General features: G+C 74.0%; 25 protein-coding genes. 9 read left to right on the top strand and 16 right to left on the bottom strand.

What is annotated here, in order from left to right:
- Positions 1 to 504: a MaoC family dehydratase gene (locus DDQ41_RS10335; protein WP_109294236.1), complete on the top strand. Its 504-nt coding sequence runs from the start codon at positions 1 to 3 to the stop codon at positions 502 to 504.
- A gap of 119 nt (positions 505 to 623) precedes the next feature.
- Positions 624 to 2156 (top strand): aminopeptidase P family protein, encoded by a 1533-nt coding sequence (locus tag DDQ41_RS10330; protein WP_109294235.1) that lies wholly within the window; start codon positions 624 to 626, stop codon positions 2154 to 2156.
- Positions 2157 to 2580: 424 nt separating this feature from the next.
- Here the strand turns inward: DDQ41_RS10330 and DDQ41_RS10325 are convergent, their stop codons facing one another.
- Together DDQ41_RS10325 and DDQ41_RS10320 are read right to left on the bottom strand one after the other, a co-directional pair.
- On the bottom strand, positions 2581 to 3063 hold the full coding sequence (locus tag DDQ41_RS10325; RefSeq protein ID WP_109294234.1) for an Lrp/AsnC family transcriptional regulator: 483 nt from the start codon (positions 3061 to 3063) through the stop codon (positions 2581 to 2583).
- A gap of 138 nt (positions 3064 to 3201) precedes the next feature.
- Positions 3202 to 3570 (bottom strand): low affinity iron permease family protein, encoded by a 369-nt coding sequence (locus DDQ41_RS10320; RefSeq protein WP_109294233.1) that lies wholly within the window; start codon positions 3568 to 3570, stop codon positions 3202 to 3204.
- A 668-nt stretch (positions 3571 to 4238) separates the two neighbouring features.
- Between DDQ41_RS10320 and DDQ41_RS10315 the strand changes: the two genes are divergently transcribed.
- The gene (locus DDQ41_RS10315) at positions 4239 to 5753 is read left to right on the top strand and encodes an FUSC family protein (protein ID WP_109294232.1); all 1515 of its coding nucleotides are present in this window, start codon (positions 4239 to 4241) and stop codon (positions 5751 to 5753) included.
- 557 nt (positions 5754 to 6310) lie between these two features.
- The gene (locus tag DDQ41_RS10305; RefSeq protein ID WP_109294230.1) at positions 6311 to 7492 is read left to right on the top strand and encodes a nitric oxide synthase oxygenase; all 1182 of its coding nucleotides are present in this window, start codon (positions 6311 to 6313) and stop codon (positions 7490 to 7492) included.
- 639 nt (positions 7493 to 8131) lie between these two features.
- Here the strand turns inward: DDQ41_RS10305 and DDQ41_RS10300 are convergent.
- From DDQ41_RS10300 to DDQ41_RS10275, 6 genes are all read right to left on the bottom strand, one after another.
- Positions 8132 to 9058 (bottom strand): sirohydrochlorin chelatase, encoded by a 927-nt coding sequence (locus DDQ41_RS10300; RefSeq protein ID WP_109294229.1) that lies wholly within the window; start codon positions 9056 to 9058, stop codon positions 8132 to 8134.
- 88 nt (positions 9059 to 9146) lie between these two features.
- Complete coding sequence (locus DDQ41_RS10295) at positions 9147 to 10160, bottom strand: N-acetylglucosamine kinase (RefSeq protein ID WP_109294228.1); 1014 nt, start codon at positions 10158 to 10160, stop codon at positions 9147 to 9149.
- On the bottom strand, positions 10157 to 10834 hold the full coding sequence (locus DDQ41_RS10290) for a uracil-DNA glycosylase (RefSeq protein WP_109294227.1): 678 nt from the start codon (positions 10832 to 10834) through the stop codon (positions 10157 to 10159). The genes DDQ41_RS10295 and DDQ41_RS10290 overlap by 4 nt, the downstream gene beginning before the upstream one ends.
- A gap of 34 nt (positions 10835 to 10868) precedes the next feature.
- Positions 10869 to 11957: a WD40/YVTN/BNR-like repeat-containing protein gene (locus DDQ41_RS10285; protein ID WP_109294226.1), complete on the bottom strand. Its 1089-nt coding sequence runs from the start codon at positions 11955 to 11957 to the stop codon at positions 10869 to 10871.
- 177 nt (positions 11958 to 12134) lie between these two features.
- The gene (locus DDQ41_RS10280) at positions 12135 to 13214 is read right to left on the bottom strand and encodes an NADH:flavin oxidoreductase/NADH oxidase (RefSeq protein ID WP_109294225.1); all 1080 of its coding nucleotides are present in this window, start codon (positions 13212 to 13214) and stop codon (positions 12135 to 12137) included.
- A 181-nt stretch (positions 13215 to 13395) separates the two neighbouring features.
- On the bottom strand, positions 13396 to 13896 hold the full coding sequence (locus DDQ41_RS10275) for a MarR family winged helix-turn-helix transcriptional regulator (protein WP_172607579.1): 501 nt from the start codon (positions 13894 to 13896) through the stop codon (positions 13396 to 13398).
- A 115-nt stretch (positions 13897 to 14011) separates the two neighbouring features.
- Here DDQ41_RS10275 and DDQ41_RS10270 point away from each other — a divergent pair, with 115 nt between their 5' ends.
- Both DDQ41_RS10270 and DDQ41_RS10265 read left to right on the top strand, forming a co-directional pair.
- A complete protein-coding gene (locus tag DDQ41_RS10270) occupies positions 14012 to 14425 on the top strand; it encodes an organic hydroperoxide resistance protein (RefSeq protein WP_109294223.1) in 414 nt (137 codons plus the stop codon).
- 267 nt (positions 14426 to 14692) lie between these two features.
- Positions 14693 to 15043 carry an ArsR/SmtB family transcription factor gene (locus DDQ41_RS10265; RefSeq protein WP_109294222.1) on the top strand — a complete coding sequence of 117 codons (351 nt, stop codon included), beginning with the start codon at positions 14693 to 14695 and terminating at the stop codon, positions 15041 to 15043.
- Positions 15044 to 15092: 49 nt separating this feature from the next.
- Here the strand turns inward: DDQ41_RS10265 and DDQ41_RS10260 are convergent, their stop codons facing one another.
- Both DDQ41_RS10260 and DDQ41_RS10255 read right to left on the bottom strand, forming a co-directional pair.
- Complete coding sequence (locus tag DDQ41_RS10260; protein WP_109294221.1) at positions 15093 to 16469, bottom strand: FAD-dependent oxidoreductase; 1377 nt, start codon at positions 16467 to 16469, stop codon at positions 15093 to 15095.
- Between the two features lie 61 nt (positions 16470 to 16530).
- Positions 16531 to 17199: a DUF305 domain-containing protein gene (locus tag DDQ41_RS10255; protein WP_172607580.1), complete on the bottom strand. Its 669-nt coding sequence runs from the start codon at positions 17197 to 17199 to the stop codon at positions 16531 to 16533.
- A gap of 60 nt (positions 17200 to 17259) precedes the next feature.
- Here DDQ41_RS10255 and DDQ41_RS10250 point away from each other — a divergent pair, with 60 nt between their 5' ends.
- Entirely contained in the window at positions 17260 to 18771 is a 1512-nt protein-coding gene (locus tag DDQ41_RS10250) for an LVIVD repeat-containing protein (RefSeq protein WP_109294219.1), read from the top strand.
- Here the strand turns inward: DDQ41_RS10250 and DDQ41_RS10245 are convergent.
- From DDQ41_RS10245 to DDQ41_RS10225, 5 genes are all read right to left on the bottom strand, one after another.
- Complete coding sequence (locus DDQ41_RS10245) at positions 18747 to 19508, bottom strand: TetR/AcrR family transcriptional regulator (protein WP_245990761.1); 762 nt, start codon at positions 19506 to 19508, stop codon at positions 18747 to 18749. The genes DDQ41_RS10250 and DDQ41_RS10245 overlap by 25 nt on opposite strands.
- Positions 19509 to 19819: 311 nt before the next feature.
- A complete protein-coding gene (locus tag DDQ41_RS10240; RefSeq protein ID WP_109294218.1) occupies positions 19820 to 20518 on the bottom strand; it encodes an HAD family hydrolase in 699 nt (232 codons plus the stop codon).
- A 31-nt stretch (positions 20519 to 20549) separates the two neighbouring features.
- A complete protein-coding gene (locus DDQ41_RS10235) occupies positions 20550 to 21272 on the bottom strand; it encodes a phosphatase PAP2 family protein (protein ID WP_109294217.1) in 723 nt (240 codons plus the stop codon).
- A 33-nt stretch (positions 21273 to 21305) separates the two neighbouring features.
- The gene (locus DDQ41_RS10230) at positions 21306 to 22241 is read right to left on the bottom strand and encodes a M56 family metallopeptidase (protein WP_109294216.1); all 936 of its coding nucleotides are present in this window, start codon (positions 22239 to 22241) and stop codon (positions 21306 to 21308) included.
- A 251-nt stretch (positions 22242 to 22492) separates the two neighbouring features.
- The gene (locus DDQ41_RS10225; RefSeq protein ID WP_109294215.1) at positions 22493 to 22879 is read right to left on the bottom strand and encodes a VOC family protein; all 387 of its coding nucleotides are present in this window, start codon (positions 22877 to 22879) and stop codon (positions 22493 to 22495) included.
- Positions 22880 to 23043: 164 nt separating this feature from the next.
- On the opposite strand from DDQ41_RS10225, the gene DDQ41_RS10220 reads away from it, so the two are divergent.
- A complete protein-coding gene (locus tag DDQ41_RS10220; protein WP_109294214.1) occupies positions 23044 to 23613 on the top strand; it encodes a GNAT family N-acetyltransferase in 570 nt (189 codons plus the stop codon).
- Between the two features lie 126 nt (positions 23614 to 23739).
- On the opposite strand, the gene DDQ41_RS10215 is transcribed toward DDQ41_RS10220, so the two are convergent.
- A complete protein-coding gene (locus DDQ41_RS10215) occupies positions 23740 to 24423 on the bottom strand; it encodes a glycerophosphodiester phosphodiesterase (RefSeq protein ID WP_109294213.1) in 684 nt (227 codons plus the stop codon).
- A gap of 459 nt (positions 24424 to 24882) precedes the next feature.
- Between DDQ41_RS10215 and DDQ41_RS10210 the strand changes: the two genes are divergently transcribed.
- A complete protein-coding gene (locus tag DDQ41_RS10210) occupies positions 24883 to 26298 on the top strand; it encodes a DUF6421 family protein (protein WP_109294212.1) in 1416 nt (471 codons plus the stop codon).
- Positions 26299 to 26319: the final 21 nt, after the last annotated feature.

The raw sequence follows: 26319 nt of genomic DNA, 5'->3' as shown, positions 1-26319 counted from the left end.
ATGACCCTGCGTCATATCAAGGACAACGAGTACGCCGAGGAGCACGGCGGGGACTACGAGGACTTCGAGCCCGGCATGGTGATCCGGCACTGGCCGGGCCGCACCCTCTCCGAGGCCGACAACACCTGGCTGACCCTGCTCACGATGAACCAGCACCCGCTCCACTTCGACCGGCACTACGGCACCGGCGCCGAGTACGGCAAGGTCCTGGTGAACAGCGGTATCACGCTGTGCCTGGTCGGCGGGATGACCGTGCAGGCGCTGTCGGCGCGGGCGGTGGCCAACCTGGGCTGGGACAGGGTCCGCCTGAAGAGTCCCGTCTTCGTCGGCGACACCCTCTACGCGACGAGCCGGATCCTCGGCAAGCGGCTGTCCCGGTCCCGGCCGGGGCAGGGCATCATCACGGTGGAGACGACGGGCACGAAGGCGACGGGGGAGACCGTCATCGTCTTCGAACGGTCCTTCATGGTCCGCTGCCGGGAGGAGGCGAACCGCGCGGAGTGACGGCGCCCCGGCGGTTCGGCCGGCCCTCGCGACGGTCCTTCCGGCACCTCGCCCCGAATGACGGGGCAGTTGTCCACAGGGGGTCCGAATGGTCGGTCGGGTCTGACAGGATGGCCGGCATGACGAGCGAGAATCAACCCAAGGCCGGCCATCGCGGCACTCCGACCAGCACCGAGTTCCGCGAGTTCATGGCCTCCGGATGGGCTGCCGACGACCGTTCGCCCACGCCCCGTGCCGAGGTCGCCGACCACGCCGCCCGCAGACGGGCGGCGCTGTCCCTGCGGTTCCCCGGCGAGCGGCTCGTCATCCCCGGCGGCGGCCTGAAGGTGCGCAGCAACGACACCGACTACACCTTCCGTCCGCACACCGCCTTCGCCCACCTGTCCGGGCTCGGCGCACACGCCGAGCCCGACAGCGTCCTGGTGCTGCATCCCGGCCCCGAGGGCGGCCACCACGCCGTCCTCTACTTCCGGCCGCCGGCCCCGCGGGACACCGAGGAGTTCTACACCGACTCCCGGTACGGGGAGTTCTGGGTCGGTGCCCGGCCCTCCGTCGCCGACGTCGAGTCGCAACTCGGTCTGACCGCCCGCCACATCGACTCGCTCGCCGACGATCTGGCCAAGGACGACGCCGCCGCCCGGCTGCGCGTGGTCCGGTCGGCCGATCCGCAACTCGCCGCGCTGGTGGACACCACCCGCGCACAGGCGGGCACGTCCCGGTCCGCGGAGCAGCAGGAGGAGGCCGACGAGGAACTGGCCCGCCATCTGTCCGGGATGCGGATCGTCAAGGACGAGTGGGAGATCGGCGAGATGCGCAGGGCGATCGCCGCCACCCACGAGGGGTTCGAGGCGGTCATCGCCACCCTGCCGGAGGCCGTGCGCAAGGGGCGCGGCGAGCGGTGGGTGGAGGGGATGTTCGGCCTCCACGCCCGGCACCGGGGCAACGGGGTCGGATACGAGTCGATCTGCGCGTCCGGTGACCACGCCAACACCATCCACTGGACGAGGAACAGCGGCGAGGTCCGGGAGGGCGACCTGATCCTGATCGACGCCGGGATCGAGGTCGACTCCCTGTTCACCGCCGACATCACCCGCACCCTGCCGGTGAACGGCCGCTTCACCGACGTGCAGCGCAGGATCTACGACGCGGTCCACGAGGCGCAGCGGGCGGGCATGGCGGCGGTGCGGCCCGGCAACAGGTTCAGCGACGTCCACGCCGCCGCGAACGAGGTCATCGCACGCCGCCTGCACGAGTGGGGGCTGCTGCCCCACGGGGTCACCCTCGAGCAGACCCTCGATCCGGAGCACGGCGGCTGGCACCGCCGCTGGATGGTCCACGGGACCTCCCACCATCTGGGCATGGACGTGCACGACTGCCAACTGCTGCTGCGCGAGGAGTACATGGACGGCGAGCTGAAGCCGGGGATGGTCCTCACGGTCGAGCCGGGCCTGTACTTCAAGGCGGACGATCTGCTGGCACCGGAGGAGTTCCGCGGGATCGGAGTGCGCATCGAGGACGACGTGCTGGTGACCGAGGACGGCTGCGAGAACCTGTCCGCCGCGATGCCGAGCGGTTCGCATGAAGTGGAGGAGTGGATGGCGCGGGTGCCGGATGCGGCATCGGATGCGGCAGGAGACCGAAACCCGCGGTAGCGGCCCGGCGGGCGGTCCGTACCGGCCGTGCTCCTGCGGGCGGTCCGTACCGGCCCTGCTCCTGCGGGCGGTCCGTCAGGGCCACGGCCGGCGGTGGCCCCTTCGGGGACCGGCCGGCTGCCCGGCGGACGCCCCGCCCTCGCCGCGGGCGGCGGCCCGGCCCGTGCGGGCCACCGCCGGACGCCCGGAACCTCGACGTGAAGGTTCCCCGACGTCCACCACCGGCACCCGCCGCCGCCACCGGCACCCGCCGCCCGTGAGCAGCCGAGGGCCGCATCCTCCCGCTGTCGTCGGTGTCGTCGGCGGGCCGGAAACCGGCCCGCGCGGCGTTGCGCCGCCCGGGGCGGCCCGCAGGTCCGGGCGGTCGCCGAAGCACGCGGCGTCGGGCGCCGGGCGCGCCCCCGGGCCGGCCGGACGGCTCGGGTCAGCGCCCGGCGCGGACGGCCCGGCCGACGGACTCCACCAGCGGCAGCATCCGGTGTGGCACGCGTTCGCGCAGCGCCATCTCCGTCCGCGTCCGGACGACGCCCGGAAGACTGATCAGACGCTGGATCACATCCTCCAGATGACCGTTGTCCCGGGCGACCACCCTGGTCAGCAGGTCCCCGCCGCCAGTGATGGAGAACGCCTCGACGATCTCGGGCACCTCGGCCAGCGCGTCGCCCACCTCGTCGAGGCGCCCCTGTGTGACCTCGATATGGACGAATGCCAGCACCGGGTGACCGAGTGCGGCGGGGGACAGCACCGGGCCGGTACCCGTGATCACGCCGGCTCGCTCCAGCCGGTCGATCCTGGCCTGGAGGGTGCCGCGCGCGATGCCGAGAAGGCGGGCGTACTCCCGGACGCTGGTGCGCGGCTGATCGATCATCAGTCGCAGGATGCGGGTGTCGAGCTCGTCCACCGCCATGGCCGTCGGCCTCCCTGGAGCCCGCTGTTCTTCCCGTCGACTGTACCAATGGCCCAGTCGACGGGCTCGAAGCCTCGAAGCCTCGGAGCTTCGAAGGCTCGAAGGCTCGAAGGCTCTCCGGGCGGTTGCGGCGGTCCCTCAGGTCTCCTCCTCCAGCCGGATGGCGGCCCTCAGGTCCTCGTGCGCCTTGCCGCCCTGTTCCCGGTGGGCTTCGAGGATCGCGGCGGCGATGGCGTCCAGCTTCCGCTGGAGCGCCCGCTCGCCGCGGAGCTCCGAGTTCTTCAGCAGCGCCAGCAGCATCAGGGTGACGGCGGTCATGCACTCACCGGCGAAGATCTTCCACTTCAGGGAGACGTCCGCGAAGTGCACCCCGACGACGGTGAGCACCAGAAGCAGGCAGAAGCCGAAGAAGACCGGTGAACTGGTGAAGTTCGAGGCCTTCTCCGCAAGTCGTTCGAAGGCGCCAGGGGTGGGCCCGCCACGGTCGGCGGGATGCTCCGTCGTCATCGGCCACAGTCTCCTTCCAGGCCGCCAGGGACGCCGGCGACGCCCCTCGGCTCGGCCTCTGGTCCGTGGAACACCTGTGCCGGTGGTCCCGTGCGTGGCGGCCGGGCGTGGATCGCCGCCCGCGGCCCCGCGCCCGGCCCCGCGGCCGGGTGGCGCGGCCGGGACGGGACCGGTGCGCGTCCGGCGGCGGGTCGTTCTCCGGGTCTGCCCCGGTACCCGCAGAGCATGCCCGACGGCACACCCGGATGCGCGCGGCGCGAGACGGAGCCGGAGGGGGATCGGGCGGATCGCGACTGCGTCGAACTGCTCCAGGAGCTGAGGGCCGCCCCAGAAGGCACGGAAGGCACGGAAGCCTCGGAAGCCACGGATGGCGCGGGATGGCGGTGGAGCGGCGGGACACGGGACCGACGCGCCGCCGCCCGGTCGCCGGACCCGGTGGCCCGACCCGGGTTACCCCGGGCTGGACCGTTGGCCCGCCGGGCCCGGAGCCCGGTGCTTCGCGAATGAGCCAATGGCACACCGGATCGATGCCGGCTTGAGCCAGTGGGGCATGAGGTGCTCTCATGGACCCGTCGATGGCGCTGCGGACTCCGCGGCGCCATTTTCATGCCGGTGCGTCGACGCACGTCGACCGGCGCGCCGGTGCAGGCCGAAAGGAACGGGAAGCAGTGCTGAAGAGGGTGTTCGCGGCTCCGGACCCGGGGCTGCTGCGACTGCGCAGCGCCACGCGGGCCGTCCTCGGCGTCGGGGTGGCCGTGGCCGGATGCGCGCTCACGGGCCACCCGCTCACCTCGGTCATGACGGGCGGGCTCGCGGCGCTGCTGGCCCTCTTCACCGTCACCGACCCGAGGATCCGCGACCAGGCCGTCACCACCGCCCTGCTGCCAGTGGTGGGCCTTCCGGTGCTGGCCCTCGCGACCGGCCTGCACACCACCCCGGTGGCGCGCGACGCGGCCTTCGTGGCCGTCGCCGGAGCCGCGGTGTACGCGCGGCGCTGGGGCCCGCGCGGGCACGCCCTCGGGGTCTTCGCGTTCATGACCTTCTTCGTGACGCAGTTCCTGAGCGCGGTGCCCGCACAGCTCGCGGAGCTCTGCTCCTCCGTCGTCCTGGGCGTGCTGGCCGCCTCCGCCGTCCGCTTCGGCGCCTGGTGCTTCGAACGGCGCCTGTCGCCGCCCGCCGCGCCCGTACTGCCCGGGGGGACGGGGCTGGCCCGGACGACCACCCGGCAGGCAGTCCAGGTGACCGTCGCCGGGACGTTCGCCCTCGCCGCCGGCCAGCTGCTGTCCGACGAGCGCTGGTACTGGGCCGTGGGCGCCGCCTGGTGGATCTTCGTCAACACCAGCGCCCGCGGAGAGACCCTGGTCAGGGGCTTTCGCAGGGTTCTCGGCACCGTCCTCGGCATCACCGCCGGCCTGGTCGTCGCCGTACCCGTCCAGGGCGCGCCGCTCCCGACGACCGTCCTGGCCCTGGCGTGCGTCTTCGGGATCTTCTACAGCGCCCCGGTCTCGTACAGCTGGATGATGTTCGCGGTGACGCTGCTCGTCTCGCTGCTGTACGGGCTGCTCGGGGCGCTCGGGCCCGCGCTGCTCGCGCTGCGCCTCGCCGAGACGGCGGTCGGCGCCCTGGGCGCCGCGCTGGCGGTGGCGTTCGTGCTGCCCGTCACCACCCACTCGGTGACCGACGCCTGGATCAGGCTTGCGGTGCGCTGCGTCCACGAGTGCACCACGGTCGCGATGCGCAGGCTGGCGGGGGACGAGACCGCCGACCCGGCGCCGCGGGCCGCCGAGCTGGAGCAGTTGCTCGCCCGGGTCCGGATGTCCCTGGCACCCCTGGTCCACCCGCTCAGCCCGCTGCGCGCACGAAAGGCCCGGGCCCGGCAGGTCATCGCCCTGCTGGACGACTGCGCCCGGGAGGTACGAGGCCTGGCAGCCGTCGCGGCGGACCCGTACGCCTCCCACGACGCCCGGCTGGCCGCGGCCTGCTGGCGGGTGGAGGCCGCCGTGCACGCACTGGAGCCGGACTCCGGGCCCGGCCGCGGGCCCGCTCCGGCCGGTCCGGGTGCGCCCCCGGAGCACCCGGGCGCCGAGGCCGCGCTCTCGCACCTCGACGGTCTGGAACGGGCCCTCTCCGGACTCGCCACCCCGCTGCGCAGCTCCCCCCGCGCGCCGCTCACCACCGTCTGAAAGCGCCCGGGGCGCCTTTCCGTGCGCCGTCGCCCGGTGGTCCGGTGCGAGCGGTCTCCGCCCTGTGGCCCCCGGCTCCCGGCTCCCGGGCCCCGGCCACGCATCGTAGGAGGCGCTCACGGTCCGCGGGGCCCGGCCCGCACCCGCACCCGCGGCCCGCAGGCCGCGGGTCCCCGGTCGTGGCCCCGCGGCCCCGGCGGCCCGGCGCACCGAGTACGGCCGTGAGCCGGCCTGCCCGCGTCTGCACCCCGGCGCGCGTCCGGCCGCGCGCCGGTACACGGCGGGTGCCCGCGCGCCGGGAGGCGGCTCCCGACCGGGCACGTGCATCCGGCATTCCCAGGGTGGATCAGGATCGGTTCGGGGTAGATCGGGCGGCATCCACAACGCCTTCACACACCGGGGTACGCACCATGCGGAAGTTCCTTCGTAGAGCCGCCGTACGCGAGTTCCGCCCGCCGGATCCCCAGCCGGCCGGAGCGCAGCTCGTCCGAACGGAGCCCGTGGCTCCGCCGGGGCAGTGCCCGGTCAGCCGCTCCGGGCCCGGCGGAACGGCCCCGGTGCGGCCCTCGGCGCCGGCGGACCCGGCGCAACTGCGGCAGGAGGCCGAGGAGTTCCTGCGGCTGTACCACCGGGAGGAGAGCGGGGCGGGCGACCCGGCGGCCCGGATAGCCGCCGTGCGCGCCGAGATAGACACCACCGGAACGTACCGCCACACCGCGGACGAACTCACCCACGGGGCGCGCGTCGCCTGGCGCAACAGCAACCGCTGCATCGGACGCCTCTACTGGCGCTCCCTGCGGGTGAGGGACCGCCGCGACGTGCGCGACGCCGAGACCGTCGCCGCCGAGTCCGCCGCCCATCTCCGCGAGGCGACCAACGGCGGCCGGATCCGGCCCGTCATCACGGTCTTCGCGCCCGACGCCCCCGGCCGCCCCGGCCCGCGCATCTGGAACGAGCAGCTGGTGCGGTACGCGGGCTACACCGGCGACGGCGGCCGGTGCACCGGCGATCCGCGCAACGCCGGGATCACCGCCTACGCGACGGGCCTCGGCTGGCCGGGCGGCCCCGGTACGCCGTTCGACGTACTGCCGCTGGTGCTTCAGGGCAGCGACGACAAGCCCCGCTGGTTCGGACTGCCGGACGACGCCGTTCACGAGGTGTTCCTGCGCCACCCGGAGGACGACTGGTTCGCCGCCCTCGGGCTGCGCTGGCACGCGGTGCCCGCCATCTCCAACATGTGCCTGGAGATCGGCGGCATCTGCTATGCGGCGGCCCCCTTCAACGGCTGGTACATGGGCACCGAGATCGGAGCCCGCGATCTCGCCGACACCGACCGGTACGACCTGCTCCCGGTCGTCGCCGCGCGGCTGGGCCTCGACACCTCCACCGACCGCACCCTCTGGAAGGACCGGGCGCTGGTGGAACTCAACCGGGCCGTGCTGCACTCCTTCGACAGCGCCGGTGTGACCGTCACCGACCACCACACGGAGTCGCGCCGCTTCCTCGCCCACCTGGAGCAGGAAGCCGGGCGGGGGCGCCGGGTGGGGGCCGACTGGTCCTGGATCGTGCCGCCGATCTCCGGAGCCGCGACCCCCGTCTTCCACCGCACCTACGACACCGTGCAGGCGTGCCCCCGGTTCGTGCACCACCCGGACGCGCTCGCCCGGGCGCGCGGGGAGGAGGCGGTGCCGGGTGCGGCTCCCGTAACCGGCCCGATCCAGCCGATCCAGCCGATCTAGCCGGGAGCCGGGGACGGCTCCGGCGCGCTCCCCGGGCCGTACCGCCGTCCGCCGTCCGCCGGGCAGGAAACGCGAGACACGAGCGGCAGAGAGGCGCGGAGTGGAGCGGCGGCAGAGGGACTCCGGGGCCCCGGAAGCTGGGTGCCTGCGCCCATCGGGCCGTTCCCACCTCGGCCCGCGGCCGAAGGGCCCGTCGTGGCCGGATGGCCGTCGCGGCCGGATCCGATCCGGCCGCCCGGCCGCCGGATCGGATCCGGCCACGGGCCGTGCGGCGCGGAGACCGCCGCCGCACGCCCGGCGGCCACGAGGGGGCGCACCCGCGCCGTACACCGCCGGCAGCGGTGGAAGGAGCGGGCGAGGCTCCGTGCGGACCGGCTTCCCCGCCCGTCCCGGTCGCCTCTGCCGTGACCCCGAAACGGGGCAGCTACCCCCCTCAGCGGTCTCCTGGCGCCGGTTTCCCGCGCCCGTCGCACCCACCCCGCAGGTCCTCCGGCGCAGGTCCGCTGGCGCGGGCCCTCCGGCGCGGGGATCGCCGGCGCGGGGATCGCCCGCGCCGTGCTCCGCGTCCGCGAGGGGCCCGCACCGGGCCGCCTCCCCGGGTTCCGGCACCGGGCCCCAGCCCGCACGGGGCCGCATCCGTCAGCGCGACTGGGCGCCCTGCGGCTGGGGCGAGATGCCCAGCGTGGTCGTGTACTGCGACAGCACCAGCTTGCCGATCGTGGGGTAGGCGCCCAGCGGTTCGGCGACGGGGCAGCCCGCCTCCGCCGCGGCGGCCGCGAGCAGGCCCTCGGGCAGCTCCGGACCGACCAGACAGGGGGCCAGCGCGAGCTGGGAGGAGCCGGAGGCGCGCAGTTCCTCCGCCGTCGCCGCGATGGAGCCGTCCTGGTCCAGCGCGGCCGCCATGACCGGGACGGCGAGCCGGGCCGCCAGCAGCATCCCGGTGATCCCGGCGGCCTGGACCGCCTCCTCGCCGCCGACCGTGGCCAGGACGATGCCGTCCGCGGCGGTGGCGACCGTGAAGAGCCGGGCCCGGTCCGCGCGGGCCAGGCCCGCCTCGGACAGCCTCACATGGAGGGCCTCCGCGAGGAGGGGGTGCGGGCCGAGGACGTCGGTCAGCTCCGCCGTCGCCCGGCTGTCCAGGACGGCCTGGCGGATCCGGCGGATCAGGGCGCCGTTCGGGCCCGCGAGCAGCGGCACCACGACGGAGGCCGGGCCCTCGGGTTCGGCGACCTCGCGGCCGGCCGCCTTGGCCAGCTCGTAGCGCTCCTCGCGCAGCGCGGCGGAACCGGTCAGCACGCTCCCCAGCGTGGGGTACTCGGCGTCGCCGCCGTCGCCGTCGACATAGCCGATGGCGGCCTCGAGGCCGGGCAGCTCGGAACGGGCGATGCTGACGACCTCCTCCGCGAGCCCGCGTATCGCGGACGAGGGGGTGCCGGGCACGGCGAGGACGAGGGTCGGCGCGCCCTCGGGTGCCACCACGGGCTCCGGGCGGCGGTGCCGCCCGGGCTGGCGGGGTCGCGGCATTCGTACGGGCAGGCCGGATGCGGGCCCAGTGGGGGAGCTCATGGCGCCGCATGCTACTGGTTTCGTCGTCGTGCCTGCTCAGGGAGGGGGCGGTCGAGTGCCGTCTGTCCGTGTTTACCCGATGAGTTCGTTAACGGTCACCTGTACCGGTCTGGCTGGTAAGGGTGGTTGTGAGTACGAGCAGTCGCGGATCCCGCGGCAGCCTCAGCGTCCCGCCGGCGAGCGCGGCCGCGACGGTCAGCGAACCGGCGAGCGGGTCCCCCGCCGCCGACACCGGCCTGGCGTGCGGGAGTTCCCGGGCGAGGGCGTCGCGCAGCGGTACGAGGAGCGGATCGCCCATCGCGAACAGCCCTCCGGTGAGGGCGACGCGGCAGCCACCGGCCGAGGCGGGCGGGCAGACGGCGGCGGCCGTGTCGGCGATGTGCTCCGCCGCGTCGTGGAGGATGCGCGCGGCGACCGGGTCGTCGGCGCAGCGGGCGACCTCGGGGGCGAACGAGGCCAGCACGGCGGGCCGGTCGGTTCGCGGATAGAGCAGCCCGGGGAGGTCCGGGGCCGGCCCGAAGACGTCCTCCAGCCGCGCCAGCAGTGCCGGGGAGCCCCGCGCGCGCCCGTCGTGGGCCCGAAGTGCCGCTTCCAGCCCCGCCCGCCCGATCCAGGCGCCCGACCCGCAGTCCCCGAGGAGATGGCCCCAGCCGTCGGCACGGCGCCAGCTCGCCAGGTCCGTACCGGTCGCGATCATTCCCGTGCCGGCGGCGACGACCGCGCCGGGATGCTGGCCGAGCGCGCCCGCGTACGCGGTGACCGCGTCGGCGGCGAGAGCCACCTGCCGCACGCCCAGTTCGTGCGACAGCGCCCCGGGCAGCACGGCCCGCAACTCGTCCCCGAGGGTCGCCATCCCCGCGGCACCGACCGCGGCGGCGACCGGCGCCGCCACGCCGGCCCGCCGCAGCAGTTCCCGCGCCGTCGGCAGCAACTGCGCCAGCAGATGGGCGGCTTCGACCCCGGAGCCGCCCGTGCGGACCGGTTCCCCGGACGCCGCGCCCAGTGAGGACGACGGGTCGGCGGCCGGTGCGAGGGCCACGCGCAGACCGGAGCCCCCGGAGTCGACCCCCAGGACCCAGTCGCCCGCGCCGCCGCCGGTCAAGGGAGGCGCCAGTCCACCGGTTGCGCACCCTGGCGGACGAGCAGATCGTTCGCCCTGCTGAACGGCCGGGAGCCGAAGAAGCCCCGGTCGGCCGACATGGGGGAGGGGTGCGCCGACTCGATCGCCGGCAGGCCGCCGAGCAGCGGCCGCAGGTTGCGCGCGTCGCGCCCCCACAGGACGGACACGAGCGGTGTGCCGCGGGCGGTGAGGGCGCGGATGGCCTGTTCGGTGACCTCTTCCCACCCCTTGCCGCGGTGGGCGGCGGGTTTGCGGGGCGCGGTGGTCAGCGCCCTGTTGAGCAGCAGCACTCCCTGCCGGGTCCATGGCGTCAGATCGCCGTTCGAGGGCCGGGGCAGCCCGAGGTCCGTGTGCATCTCCCGGAAGATGTTCTCCAGGCTGCCCGGCAGCGGCCGCACGTCGGGGGCCACCGAGAAGCTCAGCCCCACGGCGTGCCCCGGCGTCGGATAGGGGTCCTGACCGACGATCAGGACGCGCACCTCCTCGAACGGCTGCTGGAAGGCGCGCAGCACATGCGCGCCCGCCGGCAGGTAGGTCCGCCCCGCGGCGACCTCCGCGCGGAGGAAGTCGCCCATCGCGGCGATGCGTCCGGCCACGGGTTCCAGGGCGTCGGCCCACCCCGAATCGACGATGTCCTTCAATGGTCGTGCTGCCACGCGCGTCACTCTACTGGCCGCGTGGGGTGCCTGCTCAACCGACCGCCGCGGCCCGGACGCAGAGCACGTCCGGCAGGTGGGAGGCCAGCCGCTGCCAGCTGTCGCCGTCGTCCGCGCTCGCGTAGAGCTCGCCGTTCCGGTTGCCGAAGTAGATCCCGGCGGGGTCGGCGCCGTCGGTGCACATGGCGTCCCGCAGCACGGTGCCGTAGTGGTCCCCCTCGGGCAGCCCTCGCGACAGCGGCTCCCATGTCGCCCCCGCGTCGGCCGTCCGGTACACCCGGCAGCGCCGCCCTGCGGGCACCCGGTCGGCGTCGGCGTTGATCGGGAAGACATAGGCGACGCCGGGGCGGTGCGGATGGGCGACGACGGCGAAGCCGAAATCGGATGGCAGCCCCGCACCGACGTCCGTCCACGTGGCGCCCCCGTCGTCGCTCCGGTACACCCCCCAGTGGTTCTGGAGGTAGAGCCGGTCGGGATCGCCGGCGTCCTGGGCGATCTTGTGTACGCACTGGCCGAACTCCGGGTTCGGGTCGGGCAGGAAGACGGCCGAGACCCCGTCGTTCGACGGGCTCCAGGCGGCTCCGCCGTCCAGGCTGCGGAAGACCCCGGCCGCGGAGACCGCCACGGTCACCCGGCGGGGGTCGCGGTGGTCGGTGACCACGGTGTGCACGGCCTCCCCGCCGCCGCCCGGCATCCACTTCGGGCGGGTGTGGTGATCCCACAGCGGCCGGACGAGTTCGAACGTCTCCCCGGCGTCCTCCGAGCGGAACAGCGCCGCGGGCTCCGTCCCCGCGTAGACCACGCCGGGGGCCGCGGGACCGGCCGGATGGAGCTGCCAGACCCGCTCCAGGGAGACCCCGGTGTCCTTGGGGAACCTCACCGCGGGCACGGCCGGTTCCACCCAGGTCGCTCCGAGGTCGTCGGAGTGGAACACCGAGGGGCCCCAGTGTGCGCTGTCCCCGCCGGCCAGCAGCCGCGGCACGGCGCCGCGGCGTGTGTCGATCCCGACGGAGTACACGGCCTGGGCGTTGAAGTGGGGGCCGTCCCACTCCCACCGGCCGTCTCTCCGGCGCCCCAGGAAGAGCCCCTTGCGCGTGCCTACCGCCAGCAGAACGTCGGTCATCGACGACACCTCCAGGACGCCGTTGTCGCGGACAGGGGCCAGTCTGCACCCACCCACTGACAGCGGCCCCCGGAGTGGGCGTGTCCGCAGGTGGGACCGGCCGTGCCCGGCTCCGGAGCGCTGCCTGCCGCTCCGGAGCGCAACGTGCCCGGTCCGGCCGCGCTCCGGGGTACCGGCTCAGACCGAGCGGTGGTACTGCTCGGGGGTCCGGACCGCCCCGCCGAGCTCCCGCGCGGCGCTGCGGGCCCACGAGGGGCTGCGCAGCAGTTCCCGGCCGAGGAGCACGGCGTCGGCCTCGCCGTTCGCGAGGACCTTCTCGGCCTGCGCCGGGTCGGTGATCAGGCCCACGGCGGCCACCGGCAGCTCCGTCTCGTTCCTGACCCGGGCGGCGAACGGCACCTGGTATCCCGGGCCCGCCGGGATGCGCACCCGCGGCGCGTTGCCGCCGGAGGAGACGTCGAGGAGGTCCACGCCGTGGTCCCGCAGCAGGGCCGCGAAGCGGACGGTGTCGTCGGCGGTCCAGCCGTTCTCCTCGAGCCAGTCGGTGGCGGAGATCCGGAAGAACAGCGGAAGCTCCTGCGGCCACACCGCCCGTACGGCGTCGACGACCTCGAGCGCGAACCGGGTGCGGTTCCCGAACGAGCCGCCGTAGGCGTCGGTGCGGCGGTTGCTGTGCGGGGAGAGGAACTCGCCGATCAGGTAGCCGTGTGCGCCGTGCACCTCCACGACCTCGAAGCCCGCTTCCAGCGCCCGCCGTGCGGCCTCGGCGAACCGGCCGGGCAACTCGGCGATCTGATCGGCGGTCAGCTCGTCGGGCACCGGGTGCCCCTCGTCGAACGGGACCGGGCTGGGTGCGACCGGCTGCCAGCCGAGGGCGTCGGTGCCCACCGGAGCGCCGCCCGTCCAGGGCCGGTCCGTGCTGGCCTTGCGGCCCGCGTGGGCAATCTGGATGCCCGGGACGGTGCCCTGGTCCTTGAGGAAGCGGGTGATCCTGCGGAAGGCGGCGGCCTGGGTGTCGTTCCAGATGCCGAGGTCGTGCGGGCTGATCCGGCCCTCGGGGACGACCGAGGTCGCCTCGACCAGGATCAGCCCGGTGCCGCCGGCGGCGCGCGCGGCGTAGTGGGCGAAGTGCCAGTCGGTGGGGACGCCCGCGTCCGGCCCGGTGGCCTCGGCGCTGTACTGGCACATCGGGGCCATCCACACGCGGTTCGGGATCCTCACGGACCTCAGTGTGTACGGCTCGAACAGTGCGCTCACGGGGGCTCCATTCACGGCGGGTCGGAGAAGACCCTCGTACGATAACCCTCGTAGTACGGCGACTGTCAAACTATGATGCCGGCCGGGTGGTGGACCGTCTCCGGTGCGCGGTGCGCGGTGCGCGGTGCGCGGTGCGCGGTGCGTGGTGCCGGTGCCGGTGCCGGTGCCCGGGCCGGCCGGGTCAGCCGGCGGGTCCCGCGCAGCCGTCGAGCCCTCCGGGGCCCAGGTCGGCGCCGTCGAGCTTGGCGGTCAGTGCGGACAGGCGCTCCTGGAGGTCGCCGATCCCCTCCAGGGAGAGCCCGGTGGCCGCGGCGATCCTGCGCGGTACGAGGCGCGCCCGCTCCCGCAGGGCGGCGCCCTCGGCCGTCGGGCGCACGGTGACCGAGCGCTCGTCCTCGGTGCTGCGCCGGCGCTCCACGAGGCCGACCGCCTCCAGTCGCTTGAGCAGTGGCGACAGGGTGCCGGAGTCCAGCCGGAGGCGGGTGCCGATCGTCTTCACCGGCAGCTCGCCGTGCTCCCAGAGCACCAGCATCGCCAGGTACTGGGGGTAGGTGAGGCCGAGGTCCTTCAGGGCCGTCCGGTACAGGCCGTTGAAGGCCCGCGAGGCCGCGTGCAGCGAGAAGCAGATCTGGCGGTCGAGGCGGAGGGCCTCGTCCGCCGCGGCGTCCGGTGTCGTCTCCATGGGGTCAGGGTACCGCCCTCCAGGCAATTGAGTTGTGCGCAATTGAATTGTGTGCTCTAGTTGACTCGTACGGCCCGCCGCGCGGGCCCGGCCCACGACCAAGGGATGGTTCTCCATGAACGCGCTGTACACCGCCGCCGCCACCGCGAACGGCCGCGACGGGCGCGCCGTCAGCTCCGACGGCCGACTCGACCTGCCGCTCGCCGCCCCCACCGCCCTGGGCGGCAGCGGCGAGGGCACCAACCCGGAGCAGCTCTTCGCGGCCGGGTACGCGGCCTGCTTCGCGAGCGCGCTCGGCCTCGTCGGCCGCCAGGCGAAGGTCGACACCGGGGAGATCTCGGTGACCGCCGAGGTGGGCATCGGCAAGGACGAGGACGGCGGGTTCGGGCTCGCCGTGGTCCTGCGGGTCGAGCTGCCCGCGTCGCTCGAGGGCGGCACCGGCGAGCGGCTGGTGGAGCAGGCGCACCAGGTCTGCCCGTACTCCCGTGCCACCCGCGGCAACATCCCCGTCGAGCTGGTCGTCGAGTAGCCCGGCCCGGCGGTGCCCGGCGTTCCCGGCGGTGGCCTCCGGTCCCGGTCCCGCCCGGTGCGCTGCGGCCGGGCGACGCCGGCCCGTCGCCGGCGGGCCCTCGCGCGGGGCCGCCCAGGACCCGTGCGGGCCCGTCGGCCACGGCGGCCTCCCTGCGGCTGCGGCGGTCTTGCACCAGGACCACGCCGGTATCGTGGCCGGAGAGCGGCCTCCCTGCGGCTGCGGCGGTCTTCGTACCATGGAGGCCCCAGCCGAAGTGGAGCCTTCGTGACCACCGCCGCAAGCCCCCGCGAACTCGCCCACCCCGCACGTGACGAGATCCGGCTCGAGGACGTGCTGCACGCGCTCTCCGACCCGGTGCGGCTGCGGGTGGTGACCGAACTGGCGGCCGCCGGGACCGAGCTGTCCTGCTCGTACTTCGATCTGCCCGTGACCAAGTCCACCTCGACGCACCACTTCCGGGTGCTGCGGGAGAGCGGGGTGATCCGGCAGGCCTACCGCGGTACGGCGAAGATGAACGGGGTGCGACGCGGCGATCTGGACGCGCTGTTCCCCGGCCTCCTCGACAGCGTCCTGACCGCCGCCGCCGGCGAGGCGGCCCGCCGCGGCACCGGCTGACCCCGCCTCCCCGCGCCCGCCCGGTCACGGGGCGCCGCGCCGGCGGACGCTACGCCGCGGGCAGTTGCGGAGCCATGTCGACGCCGGCCGCGCGCAGCAGCCCCTCCCAGTCGGCGATCTTCACCGATCGGCGCCCCAGCGACCGGCCCAGCGCGCACTCGGCCGCCTCGATCGACAGCCAGCCCGGCCACTCCACGGGGCGCTGTCCCCAGTCCCTGAGCACATCGAGCGGTTCGTCCGGCAGCGGTCGCGCCGACAGGGCGGGCGCGTCCTCGAGGACCGAGGCCGCCGTCTCCTTGGCGCAGGGCCTGTTGGTGCCGATCACCCCGGTGGGGCCGCGCTTGATCCAGCCCGCGACGTACTCGCCGGCGGACGGCCTGCCGTCCCGCAGCACCCGGCCGGCCCGGTGCGGCACCGTGCCCCGCGCGGCGTCGAACGGCAGCCCCTCCAGGGGCACACCGCGGTAGCCGACCGCCCGCAGCACCAGCTGGGCCTCGATCTCCTCGTACGTGCCCGTGCCGCGCAGCCCGCCGGAGCCGTCCGGTACCGTCCGCTCGAAGCGCACCGCGGCGACCCGCCCGTCCTCACCGAGCAGCTCCGCCGGGCGCAGGAAGAAGCGCAGCCGGATGCTCCGCGCCCGCACCCCCGTGGCGTCCTCTCCGGCCGCCGCCCAGCCGCGCACCACGTCGAGGTTGCGACGGTTGACCGCCGGCAGCCCCGACGCGTCGGCGTACCCCGGGTCCAGGGCGAGGTCGGCCGGTTCGACGTGGACGGATGCGTCCGGCAGCGAGCCCAGCTCGCGCAGCTCCTTGGTGGTGAACTTCGCCTGGGACGGGCCGCGTCTGCCCACCATGTGCACCTCGCGCACCCGGCTGCCGGCCAGGGCGCCCAGCGCGTCGTGCGGTACGTCGGTCGGCCGCAGCTCGGCGGCGCCCCGCGCCAGGATCCGGGTGACGTCGACGGCTACGTTGCCCACCCCGACGACCACCGCCGACCTGGCGCCGAGGGCGAACGCGCCGCCCGCGGCGTCCGGGTGGGCGCTGTACCAGGAAACGAAGTCGGTCGCCGAGCAGCTCCCCCGCAGGTCCTCCCCGGGAATCCCCATCCTGCGGTCCTTCGCGGCCCCGACGCAGTAGACGACCGCGTGGTAGAGCCGCAGCAGGCGCTCCGGCGCGAGGCCGGTCGCGCCCACCTCGACATTGCCGGCGAAGCCGATCCGGTCGTCCTCCAGGACCGCCCGAAGGGTGTTCTGCAGGGACTTGATCTTCTCGTGGTCGGGCGCGACCCCGTACCGCACCAGCCCGTAGGGGCACGGGAGCCGGTCCAGGACGTCCACGCGGACATCCGGTACGAGGGACTGCTGGACGAGGGCCTGAGCGGTGTACACCCCGCTCGGCCCGGATCCGACGACGGCGACTCGAAGCACGGCTGCGCTCCTTCCGCAGGGTGCTTTCCAGCATGGCACCGGGGCGGCCGCCCGGTAAGCCTCACATGGCGCGCATACGGCTGATCTCGGCCGTCTGCTGGGCGATCACGTCATTGGCCATCTCGCCCGCCTGGACGTTGTTCCCCTCGGACAGCACGGCGGCCCCCATCGTCAGCGCGCCCTGGTGATGAGTGATCATCAGCTTGAGGAACAGCTCGTCGAAGGCCGCGCCCTCGGCGGCGCGCAGCCGCGCCAGCTGCTCGCCCGTCGCCATGCCGGGCATCGCGCCGTGGTCATGGGCCGCGTGACCGCCCGTCGTTTCCTCCTTGCCGTGCCTCTTCAGCCAGCCGAGCATCGCCCCGATCTCCGGCTGCTGCGCGGCCCTGATGCGCTCGGCGAGGCGTTTCACCGCGGTGCCCGCGGCCCGGTCGGGGACGAGTGCCGTCATCTCCAACGCCTGCCGATGATGGACGATCATCATCTGGACGTACATGACGTCCGCCGCGTTCGGGCTGTCGTCCGGCAGTTCCCGCGCGGCCTGCTCGGGCGAGAGCGTTCTGGCCGGTTCGCCCGGCTTCCCCGGGGCCACGACCGCGGCGCCGCCGTCCCCCTCGGCCTTCGGGTCGCCGGTACGGGATCCCGACTCGCAGGCTCCCAGGGCGAGTAGGGCCACCACGGCGGCCGCGACGACTTTCACCGCACCTCTGCTGCCATCTATTGATGTGGGCATGTCTAGACGATACTGCCGGGGGCAGTGCACTGCTCAACCGATGAAGCACGGGAGGAAAAGGTGACCCCGTTGCACACCACCAGCGTGCGGCGCAGACGCCTGGGCGCGGCGGCAGCCGCGGCAGGACTGCTGGCCACGCTGCTCGCGGCCGGACCCGCGGCAGCCACACCCGACCCCGGAGACGCCCCGGCCGAGAGGACGCCCTCGTCCGAACAGGCGGCGGCCGCCGAGGCCTTGACGAGGAGCGGCGACATTCCCTCTGTGGACGAGGTCGTCCACAGCGGCAACATCCGCCATCTCGCCAACGTCCCCAAGGACGCACTCCCGGGCACCAACTCCGACCTGGCCTTCCAGGGCAGGTACGCGTTCGCCGGCAACTACGACGGCTTCCGCATCTTCGACATCCGCAACCCGCGCGACCCGAAGACCGTCGCCCAGGTGCTCTGTCCTGGCGCCCAGAACGACATCTCGGTCTCCGGGAACCTGCTCTTCCTCTCCACCGACTCCTCCCGCAGCGACGACTCCTGCGCCAGCACCAGCCAGTCGGCCACGGAGAAGTCCTCGTGGGAGGGCATCAAGGTCTTCGACATCAGCGACAAGCGCAACCCGAGGTACGTCGCGGCCGTCGAGACCGCGTGCGGCTCGCACACCCACACCCTGGTGCCCGAGCGGCGCGACGTGTACGTCTACGTGTCGTCGTACTCGCCGAACGCGCTGTTCCCCGACTGCCGGCCGCCGCACGACGGAATCTCCGTCATCAAGGTGCCGCGCAACGCCCCGGAGAAGTCACGGGTCGTCGGCTTCCCGGTGCTGTTCCCGGGCGAGGGCCCGGACGGCGGCGGCAACCCCGGCGGACCCGTGAACCCGGGCGTCTCCAAGACGACCGGCTGCCACGACATCACCGTGCTGCCCTCCAGGGACCTGGCGGCCGGGGCGTGCATGGGCGACGGCATCCTGTTCGACATCCGCGACCCCGAGCGGCCGAAGGTCCTCGACCAGGTCCAGGACAACGTCAACTTCGCGTTCTGGCACTCCGCGACGTTCAACCAGGACGCCCGCAAGGTCGTCTTCACCGACGAGCTCGGCGGCGGCGGGGGCGCCACCTGCAATCCGGAGACGGGCCCGAACCGCGGGGCCGACGGCATCTACGACATCGTCGGCAAGGGCGACGGGCGCAAGCTGGTCTTCCGCGGCTACTACAAGATCGACCGGCACCAGGCCCCCACCGAGAACTGCGTGGCCCACAACGGCTCGCTGATCCCGGTGAAGGGCCGCGACATCATGGTCCAGGCCTGGTATCAGGGCGGCGTGTCGGTGTGGGAGTTCACCGACTCCACCAGGCCCAGGGAGATCGCCTACTTCGAACGCGGCCCGCTCTCCACCGACACGGCGGCCACGGGCGGCTCCTGGTCCGCGTACTACTACAACGGCCACATCTACTCGAACGACATCACCAAGGGCCTCGACGTGCTGAAGCTCGACGACCGGCGCACCGACCCGGCCAAGCGCGTGCGGATGCGCGAACTCAACGTGCAGACCCAGCCGGACTACCTCGACCGCTCCGGCGGCTGACCGCACTCCCGCGGTGCCGCCCCGGCGGGCGGCACGGCCTCCCCGGCGGGCGCCCGCGCCCGCCGCCCCGGTGACACCCCCTCACGGGCCGCCCCGCCGGCGGACCGGCCCGCACCTCCGTGCGAGGTCCCTCCGGGCGCTTCCCCGCCCGGAGGGAAGCCGAGCCGCCAGTCCAGCCCGTACCGCTGGAACAGCTCCGCACGCAGCCGGGTGCGCGGCATCGGCGCGCCCGGCAGCGCCACCGCGAAGACCGCGCCCATCAGCAGCGCGCGCAGCAGCGGGTAGTCGGCGTCCACGTCCGGGGACCCGTACCGCTCGACGGTGTCGCGCAGCAGAGCGGCCAGGTGCTGCTGCTCGGGGCACCGGACGAACCCCTCGGCCTGCAGGATGCCCGCCATGTGCGCGCGCATCAGCACCGGACGGTCCACCGCGAGACCCAGGATCGCGTCGACCGCGCGGGCCAGCCGCTCCCGCCCGTCGGCGGTGCGCGGCTCACGCTCCAGCGCCTCCTCCAGCGTGCGGTGCATCAGCCGGTGCACGGCCGACTGGAACAACTGGCGCTTGCCGGGGAAGTAGTACGAGACCAGTCCCCGGGCCGAGCCGGCCCGGTCGGCGATGTCGCCGAGCGTCGTCGCCTCGTAGCCGCGCTCCCCGACCAGTTCGACCGTCGCCTGGAGGAGACGTTCGCGGGAACGCCGACGGAGCTCTTCATTGACCGATGCGCTCCGCGGGGACATGCTTGACTCCTGCGTTGACTGGCTCGGAGCCAGTATACTCAGCGCGGGTACGCTGCGGGGCGCCGGTGCGCCTGGTCAGCGGGGTGGACCGGACGGACCGGGCGACGCGGGGGATCGCCCGGCCCGTCCCGTTCCGCCCGGGGCGCGCCCCGGATCACATGTGCCCGGGGCGCGGCTTCCGCGCCGGCTGGCCGGCTCTTCGGTCCCAGCTCCCCTGCCCGGCTCAGCGGCCCCAGTTCCCCTGCCCGGCTCCGCGGTCCCAGCTCCCCTGTCCGGGCCGACCGCCGGCACGCCGCCCCGGCCGTCCGGCTTCAGGCCGCCACGAGTCCGAGCACCGGACGAAGCCCCGCGGGCCGCTCCTCGACCGGCAGATGGTCCACGAAGTGCACCGCGCAGCCCAGCCGGGCCGCCCCGCCGTCCGCGCGCCGGTCGTCGCCGACCATGAGCACGTCCCGGGGCTCCTGCCCCAGCGCCTCGCAGCCCGCCCGGAACAGCCGCGCGTCCGGTTTCTGCACCCCGTGGCGGTAGGACAGCACGTACGCGTCCACATACCCGTCCAGCCCGTGCGCCCGGAACACCGGCCGCGGGTCCCAGCCGATGTTGCTGACCACCGCCACGCCGGTGCCGAGCCGCCGCAGCTCGCCGAGCACCTCCGCGGCGTCCGGGTACGGCCGCCATGCGGAGGGGGCCTTGTGCCGCTCGTAGAGGGCGTCGTAGAGCCGGGGGTCCGGCAGCGCCACACGGCGGGCGAGGCCCACATAGGCGTCCCGGTGCCGCCGGCCGTCCTGATCGCGCGTCCACCACAGATCGGCCAGCGCCTCCGGGATCAGCTCGGGTACGGAGCCGCCGGGCAGCGCCCCGGCCGCGTCCAGCTCGCGGGCGTAGCGCTCGAACGCGTCCTCGCCGACGGAGACGCCCGTCTCGTCGAGGGCGGCTCGCAGCCAGTCCGTGACGGACTCGATCCGGAAGAGCGTTCCCGAGAAGTCGAAGAGCACGCCTTTGATCGCCATGCGGCGATCCTCCCGGGGCCGGGGGCCTGGTTCAAGGGCGCACGTTCCCCTCGGGGTGCCAGGGCCCCCGGTGCGCTGCCAGCCGCTCGTACGAGCCGGCCGCCACAGCCACCAGGCAGGCCCCGAGCAGCCAGCCGGCGAGGACGTCCGAGAACCAGTGCAGACCCAGGTAGAGCCTGGTGAAGCCCACGCCCAGCACCGAGACCACCGCCAGCAGGGCCGCCGTCCGACGCGGTCCCGTCCCGGTCCCGACGCGTGCCAGCAGCCACAGGAGCAGCCCGCAGGTCACGGCAGCCGTCATCGCGTGGCCGGACGGGAAGGCGGCGTAGTGGGCGGAGTCCACGGGGTCCGCCCAGACCGGGCGCGGCCGCCCCACCAGGGCCTTGAGGGCCTGCTGTACGGCCGAGCCCAGCAGGCTCGCCGCCGCGACCCACAGGGCCGCCAGGCTCTCGCCCCGCCGCAGCAGGACGACGACCGCCGAGACCACCAGGGCGCGCATCGTCCAGGGGTCCCACACCCAGTCGCTGAGGACCCGGTTCACCTGGGTGAACCCCGGATCGGCCCGCGCGGACCCGTGCAGCGCGGTCGCGATCGAACGGTCGACCGACAGCAGCGGGGCCCAGCCGACGGACACGGCCACCAGCAGGAGCACGGCGCACAGGGCGGTCAGCGAGGCGGCGCGCGCCCAGGGGACCGGAATCCGCGACTCCGGCGAGAGGCGGTGCGGGATGCGCGTGGGGGTGGGGGGACGCATGGGCAGGATCCTGCCCCCGATCCCCCTCGGCGGTTACGCCAAAGCGCTCAGACCCGGCACGAATGCCACCAGCAGCGGTACGACGGGCACCAGGGCCGCGGCCGCGGTCAGCCGCAGCCGCCTGCCCGCCGTGAGCCGGGGCACCGGGGCGAGCAGCCGGTTGACCCGGTGGTGGAGCTGGGCGTCGGGGGCGGGGCGGGGCCCGAAGGCTCCGCGGTGTTCGTTGAGTTCGACCAGCGCCAGGGCGATCGTGAGCCGGCCGAACCGGCGCGAGGCGACGTCGTCGGCGGCGAGTTCGACCAGCCGGTGCATCTCGTCGCGGAACGCGGCGAAGACCGGGACCTGGGGGAAACCGTTGGCGAGCGCCGCCGAGCAGTGCAGCAGCCAGTCGTGGCGGGCTTTGGCGTGGCCCTGCTCATGGGCGAGCACCGCGTCGAGCTGACGGCCCTTCAGGCGCCGGAGGGCGGCCGTGGTGACGACCAGCTGGGGTGCGGCCCCGGGCAGCCACCACGCGTCGGGCCGCTCGCCCTCCAGCACCACCACCGGATCGTGACCCGGGTCCTCCCCGGGCAACAGGGGCGCGCGTACGAGGAGTTCCGCCCTGCGCCGCTTGCGCCGCGCGTGCGCCCGGTGGATCTCCCGGGTGAGCATCGCGCCGCTCCACAGCCCCGCGCAGGCCAGCACGACGGCCAGCACGGCGGACCACGGACCGCCCGCACCCAGCGCGTACGCCTCGACGACGGCACTCGGCGCGGGCGCGAAGACCGGGCCCCGCACCGCCTGCCAGGCGGCCGCCGCGCTGATGGTCATGGAGAGCCCGAAGCTCAGCAGCACCGCCGCGACCACGCACTGCCACACCCACAGGGCCACCACCGGCTCGCGCTCCGGCCACTCGGCCCTCGACATCAGCCGCGGTGCGACGACGGCGGCCAGTGCGCCGAGCGACAGCAGCGCGAGGGAGACCAACATGGGCACCAGGGTATGAGCGCCGCGCTACCCACGGGTACGCCTTCACCCGGCAAGTGACGTACGCCACGGCGCGCCGCGGACCGGCGGGGTGGCACCGGCGGTGCGCACGGCCCGGTGGCCCGGATCAGACCCGGTGGCCCGGATCAGGCCCGGCCCCGGATCAGGGCCGGTGGCTTGGGTCAGGCCCGGCCCCGGATCAGGCCCGGTGGCCCGGATCACGGCCGGCCCCGGATCAGGGCCGGTGGCTTGGGTCAGGGCCGGTGGCGCAGCGGGTGGTCCTCGGGCACCTCCACCACCGCGATCCGCACCCCGTCCGGGTCGGTCAGCCACATCTCGACGAGCCCCCAGGGCTCGCGCCGCGGCGGTCTGTCGACGACGGCTCCGTGCGCCAGCACATGGCCGTAGGCCGCCTTGGCGTCCGACACCTGGAGCCACAGCGAGAGGCCGGGGGCCGGCGGGGTGCCGGACCGTCCGGAGATCTCCAGGAAGCCGCCGCCGAGGAAGTAGACCGTGCCGCGGTCGGGCCCGGTACCGAACTCGCGGTAGATCTGGAGGCCCAGGACGTCCTCGTAGAACCGCCTGGACCGTTCGGGATCGGTCGGCCGCAGCAGGACGCGGCTGCTCAGCACGTGCATCATGGCCACCACGGTAGACCGCCGGAGCGTCGCGCTAGGGTCGGCCGCGGACGGCCCGCCCGCGGCCGACCCCGCCCGACCGCCGCCGCGTGCGTCCGCCGCGCCACTGCCGGACCGTGCGGAGAGCCCGCCGGCGGACGGCGAAGAGCAGAACGGAGACCCGCCCCATGGAGACCGCCCCGCCCCGGGACCCGGTGCAGCTGTCCTACCGCGACGCGACCCCTTCCGACGTGCCCGCCCTGGTCGACCTGATCGAGTCGGCCTACCGCGGGGACTCCAGCCGGGCCGGCTGGACCACCGAGGCGGACTTCCTGGACGGGCAGCGCACCGACGCGGAGGGCGTGCGCCAGGTGATCGCGACTTCCGGGAGCAGGCTCCTCGCGGTGCGGCGCGGGGACGAGCTCGTGGCCTGCTGCCAGCTCGAACACCGCGGAGAAGCGGCGTACTTCGGGATGTTCGCCGTGCGCCCGGGACTCCAGGGCGGGGGGCTCGGGCGGCGGGTGCTCGCCGAGGCCGAGCGCGTCGTGCGGGAGGACTGGGGCGTCACGGAGATGCACATGACGGTGATCTCGGTGCGCGAGGAGCTGATCGCGTGGTACGGGCGGCGCGGGTACCGCCGTACGGGACGGATGACACCGTTCCCGTACGGCGACGAGCGCTTCGGGCTTCCGCGCCGGGACGATCTGCGGTTCGAACTGCTGGTGAAGGACCTGGAGGCCCCGGTGCCGGGCCGCTGACCTCCAGGCCGGGATCCTGGCCTGCCCGCCTGCCCGCCTGCCCGCCTGCCCGCCTGCCCGCCGAGCCGGTGGCCGGGCCCGGGCCCGGGCCCGCGGGCCCGCGGGCGGGTCCCGGGGCGCCCGCCGTCAGGCCGTGAAGCGGCCGGTGCGCCGGATCTCGGGGAAGTCGGTGGTGGCGCCGTCGAGTTCGAGGGCGCGCACCAGCCGCAGATGGTCCTGTGTGTTGACGACCCACCCGATGACTCTGAGGCCCTCGCCGTGGGCGTGCTCCACGGTCTCCAGGGTCAGCCGGCGGATGTTGAGCGCCAGCGCGGGAGCGCCGACGGCCTGGGCGCGCTCGACGATGTCACTGCCCCAGCGGCTGGCGACGAGAGCCGTGCGCACTCCTGGCACCAGTGCGTTGATCTCCCTCACGGCGTCGTCCTGGAACGACGTGACCTCGATCCGGTCCACCAGCTCGCGCTTGACCACGACGTCCGCGAGCACCCGCGCCGCGGCCGCGTCCTTGATCTCGACCTGGAGCGGCAGGCACACCGCGTCCAGCACCTCCTCGAAGACCGGGATGCGCTCGCCCTGGCCGGCGTCCAGCTCCCGCAGCTCCTCGAGGGTCTTCTCGGCGATCGGCCCGGTGCCGTCGGTCGTGCGGTCCACATCGGCGTCGTGCATGACGACCAGCGCGCCGTCCTTGCTGAGATGGAGATCCAGTTCGATCGCGTCCATCCCCGCCCGCTCCGCCCGGACGAAGGAACGCAGGGTGTTCTCCGGTTCGACACCCATGACCCCGCGATGACCGATGGTGAGGAAACTCAAGATCTTCTCGCTTCCGTCGATGTGTCGGGCTCGGGCCGTTCTCGTTCGCGGCTCCCGCGCGGCGCCGGCAGCCGCCCCGCGCGGCCCGTGTGGTGGCTGCCGGCGCCGCGCGGCACGGCCGCAGCCTAGTGGTCTCCGACACGGCCGTAACCGGTCGTGCATAAGGTCCGGGGCTTGGGGGAAGGCGGTCTTCCGGCCCCGCGGCCCGTCGCCGGCTCACTCGGGCGTGGGCGAGTCCTCCGGGTCTTGACGGTGCCGGCGGTGCCTGCCGGGGCGGCCGCGGTCCCGGGGCGCTCCTCCCCGGATCGCCGCAGCCATCGTTCCGTATGGCCTAGGTCACAGAAAAATTTGCGGTGACCATGAGGTGGGGCAGGATAATTTCCCAAGGTTCCCCTTGTGCGGGAGAACCGGGCATAGATACGGTGTCTTGACGCGAGGTTCTCCCGTGGAGGAAGTGACATGACGGAAACTCTTGTGCAGAACGCTGCGGCGGACGCGGCGACGGCCACGGCGGTGGTCGAGCATCCTGCGTGGCGGAAGCTCAGGGACGCCGTCGAGGAGATCAGGCCCTGGCAGTCCAAGGACGGCTCCATCGACTTCGACGCTGAGGGCGCCCCGGTGCCCGCCGCCGCCGAGTACGCCGTCGAGCGTGTGACCGCCGCCGTGGAGGAACTCTCCCCGCTGCTTCCGCACGACGCCGCGTACCACCGTGCGCTCGTCGCCGATCTCCGCAAGTGGGCCGACGGCGGCTTCGCCGTGCCGGACTTCCTCGACTCGCTGCTGGCCTTCCAGCCCGCCGCCGACCGGGTGGACGGCCTGCAGCACCTGGTGGTCTTCCCCATGTACACGCAGAACGGCAACCCGGACCGCAACCTCGAGGCCGTGGTCCTGCGCATGGTCTGGCCCGACTGGCTGGCGGAGCTGGAGGCGACCCGCTACGACAACCCGCTCTTCTGCGGGATCACCTTCGAGGACTTCACCGCCGGCTACGACACCAACTCGGCCGTGCTGTTCCCGGAGACCATAGCCGTGCGCGAGGCCCCCGAGCGGTTCAGCTGGGGCGGCATCTTCTGCGACCGTGAGGCCGCCCGCTTCCGCCGGGTCACCGAGGCCGCGGTGGACATCCTCTCCATCGACCTCCCCGAGGACGCCGCCTCCATGGTCCACGACCAGGAGCGCTGCGAGAAGGCCTTCGTCCTGTGGGACATGATCCACGACCGCACCCACAGCCACGGCGACCTGCCGTTCGACCCCTTCATGATCAAGCAGCGCCAGCCGTTCTGGATGTACGGCCTGGAGGAGCTGCGCTGCGACCTCACCGCCTTCAAGGAGGCCGTGAACCTGGAGGCCGAGGGCAACCCGCACGGCCGTGACGTCCAGTACGCGGTGCTGTTCGACCGGATGTTCCGCTTCCCCGTCACCGGCGACCGGGTGCGCAACTACGACGGGCTCGGCGGCCAGCTGCTCTTCGCCTACCTCCACAAGCACGACGTCGTGCGCTGGACGGACAACACGCTGAGGATCGACTGGGAGCGTGCGCCGCGGGTCACCAACCAGCTCTGCGCCGAGATCGAGAAGCTGTACCGCGACGGCATCGACCGCCCGAAGCTCGTCCACTGGTTCAAGGCCTACGAGCTGGTCTCGGCCTACCTCGCCCCGCACCCGGGCTCCCGCTGGGCCAAGGGCCCCGACGCCCTGGACCTGAGCCGGCCGCCCCGCAAGCTCGTGGACGACGTGCTTCCCGACGAGTTTCCGCTCAGCATGTTCTTTGAGGCGCTCTCCAAGAAGCTGAAGGGCGTGATCGCCTCCACCAAGGGAATTCGCGGGGACGCTTCAGGTTTCGAGTTCGAGATCGGCAGCACTGCGAAGTCCTGACCGCAGCTCAACTGGCCCCCG

Origin of the sequence: Streptomyces spongiicola (assembly GCF_003122365.1) — a bacterium.
In the GTDB taxonomy this organism is placed as follows: Bacteria; Actinomycetota; Actinomycetes; order Streptomycetales; family Streptomycetaceae; genus Streptomyces; species Streptomyces spongiicola.
Note: the sequence above shows the minus strand (reverse complement) of the source record. Positions and strands in the feature narration are given on the sequence as shown.

Excerpts from the sequence above, each read along its gene's own strand:
- DDQ41_RS10335 (WP_109294236.1), top strand. The coding sequence starts at position 1 with ATGACCCTGCGTCATATCAAGGACAACGAGTACGCCGAGGAGCACGGC.
- DDQ41_RS10330 (WP_109294235.1), top strand. The coding sequence starts at position 624 with ATGACGAGCGAGAATCAACCCAAGGCCGGCCATCGCGGCACTCCGACC.
- DDQ41_RS10325 (WP_109294234.1), bottom strand. The coding sequence starts at position 3,063 with ATGGCGGTGGACGAGCTCGACACCCGCATCCTGCGACTGATGATCGAT.
- DDQ41_RS10320 (WP_109294233.1), bottom strand. The coding sequence starts at position 3,570 with ATGACGACGGAGCATCCCGCCGACCGTGGCGGGCCCACCCCTGGCGCC.
- DDQ41_RS10300 (WP_109294229.1), bottom strand. The coding sequence starts at position 9,058 with ATGAGCTCCCCCACTGGGCCCGCATCCGGCCTGCCCGTACGAATGCCG.
- DDQ41_RS10285 (WP_109294226.1), bottom strand. The coding sequence starts at position 11,957 with ATGACCGACGTTCTGCTGGCGGTAGGCACGCGCAAGGGGCTCTTCCTG.
- DDQ41_RS10275 (WP_172607579.1), bottom strand. The coding sequence starts at position 13,896 with ATGGAGACGACACCGGACGCCGCGGCGGACGAGGCCCTCCGCCTCGAC.
- DDQ41_RS10270 (WP_109294223.1), top strand. The coding sequence starts at position 14,012 with ATGAACGCGCTGTACACCGCCGCCGCCACCGCGAACGGCCGCGACGGG.
- DDQ41_RS10255 (WP_172607580.1), bottom strand. The coding sequence starts at position 17,199 with ATGCCCACATCAATAGATGGCAGCAGAGGTGCGGTGAAAGTCGTCGCG.
- DDQ41_RS10245 (WP_245990761.1), bottom strand. The coding sequence starts at position 19,508 with ATGTCCCCGCGGAGCGCATCGGTCAATGAAGAGCTCCGTCGGCGTTCC.
- DDQ41_RS10240 (WP_109294218.1), bottom strand. The coding sequence starts at position 20,518 with ATGGCGATCAAAGGCGTGCTCTTCGACTTCTCGGGAACGCTCTTCCGG.
- DDQ41_RS10235 (WP_109294217.1), bottom strand. The coding sequence starts at position 21,272 with ATGCGTCCCCCCACCCCCACGCGCATCCCGCACCGCCTCTCGCCGGAG.
- DDQ41_RS10230 (WP_109294216.1), bottom strand. The coding sequence starts at position 22,241 with ATGTTGGTCTCCCTCGCGCTGCTGTCGCTCGGCGCACTGGCCGCCGTC.
- DDQ41_RS10225 (WP_109294215.1), bottom strand. The coding sequence starts at position 22,879 with ATGATGCACGTGCTGAGCAGCCGCGTCCTGCTGCGGCCGACCGATCCC.
- DDQ41_RS10220 (WP_109294214.1), top strand. The coding sequence starts at position 23,044 with ATGGAGACCGCCCCGCCCCGGGACCCGGTGCAGCTGTCCTACCGCGAC.
- DDQ41_RS10210 (WP_109294212.1), top strand. The coding sequence starts at position 24,883 with ATGACGGAAACTCTTGTGCAGAACGCTGCGGCGGACGCGGCGACGGCC.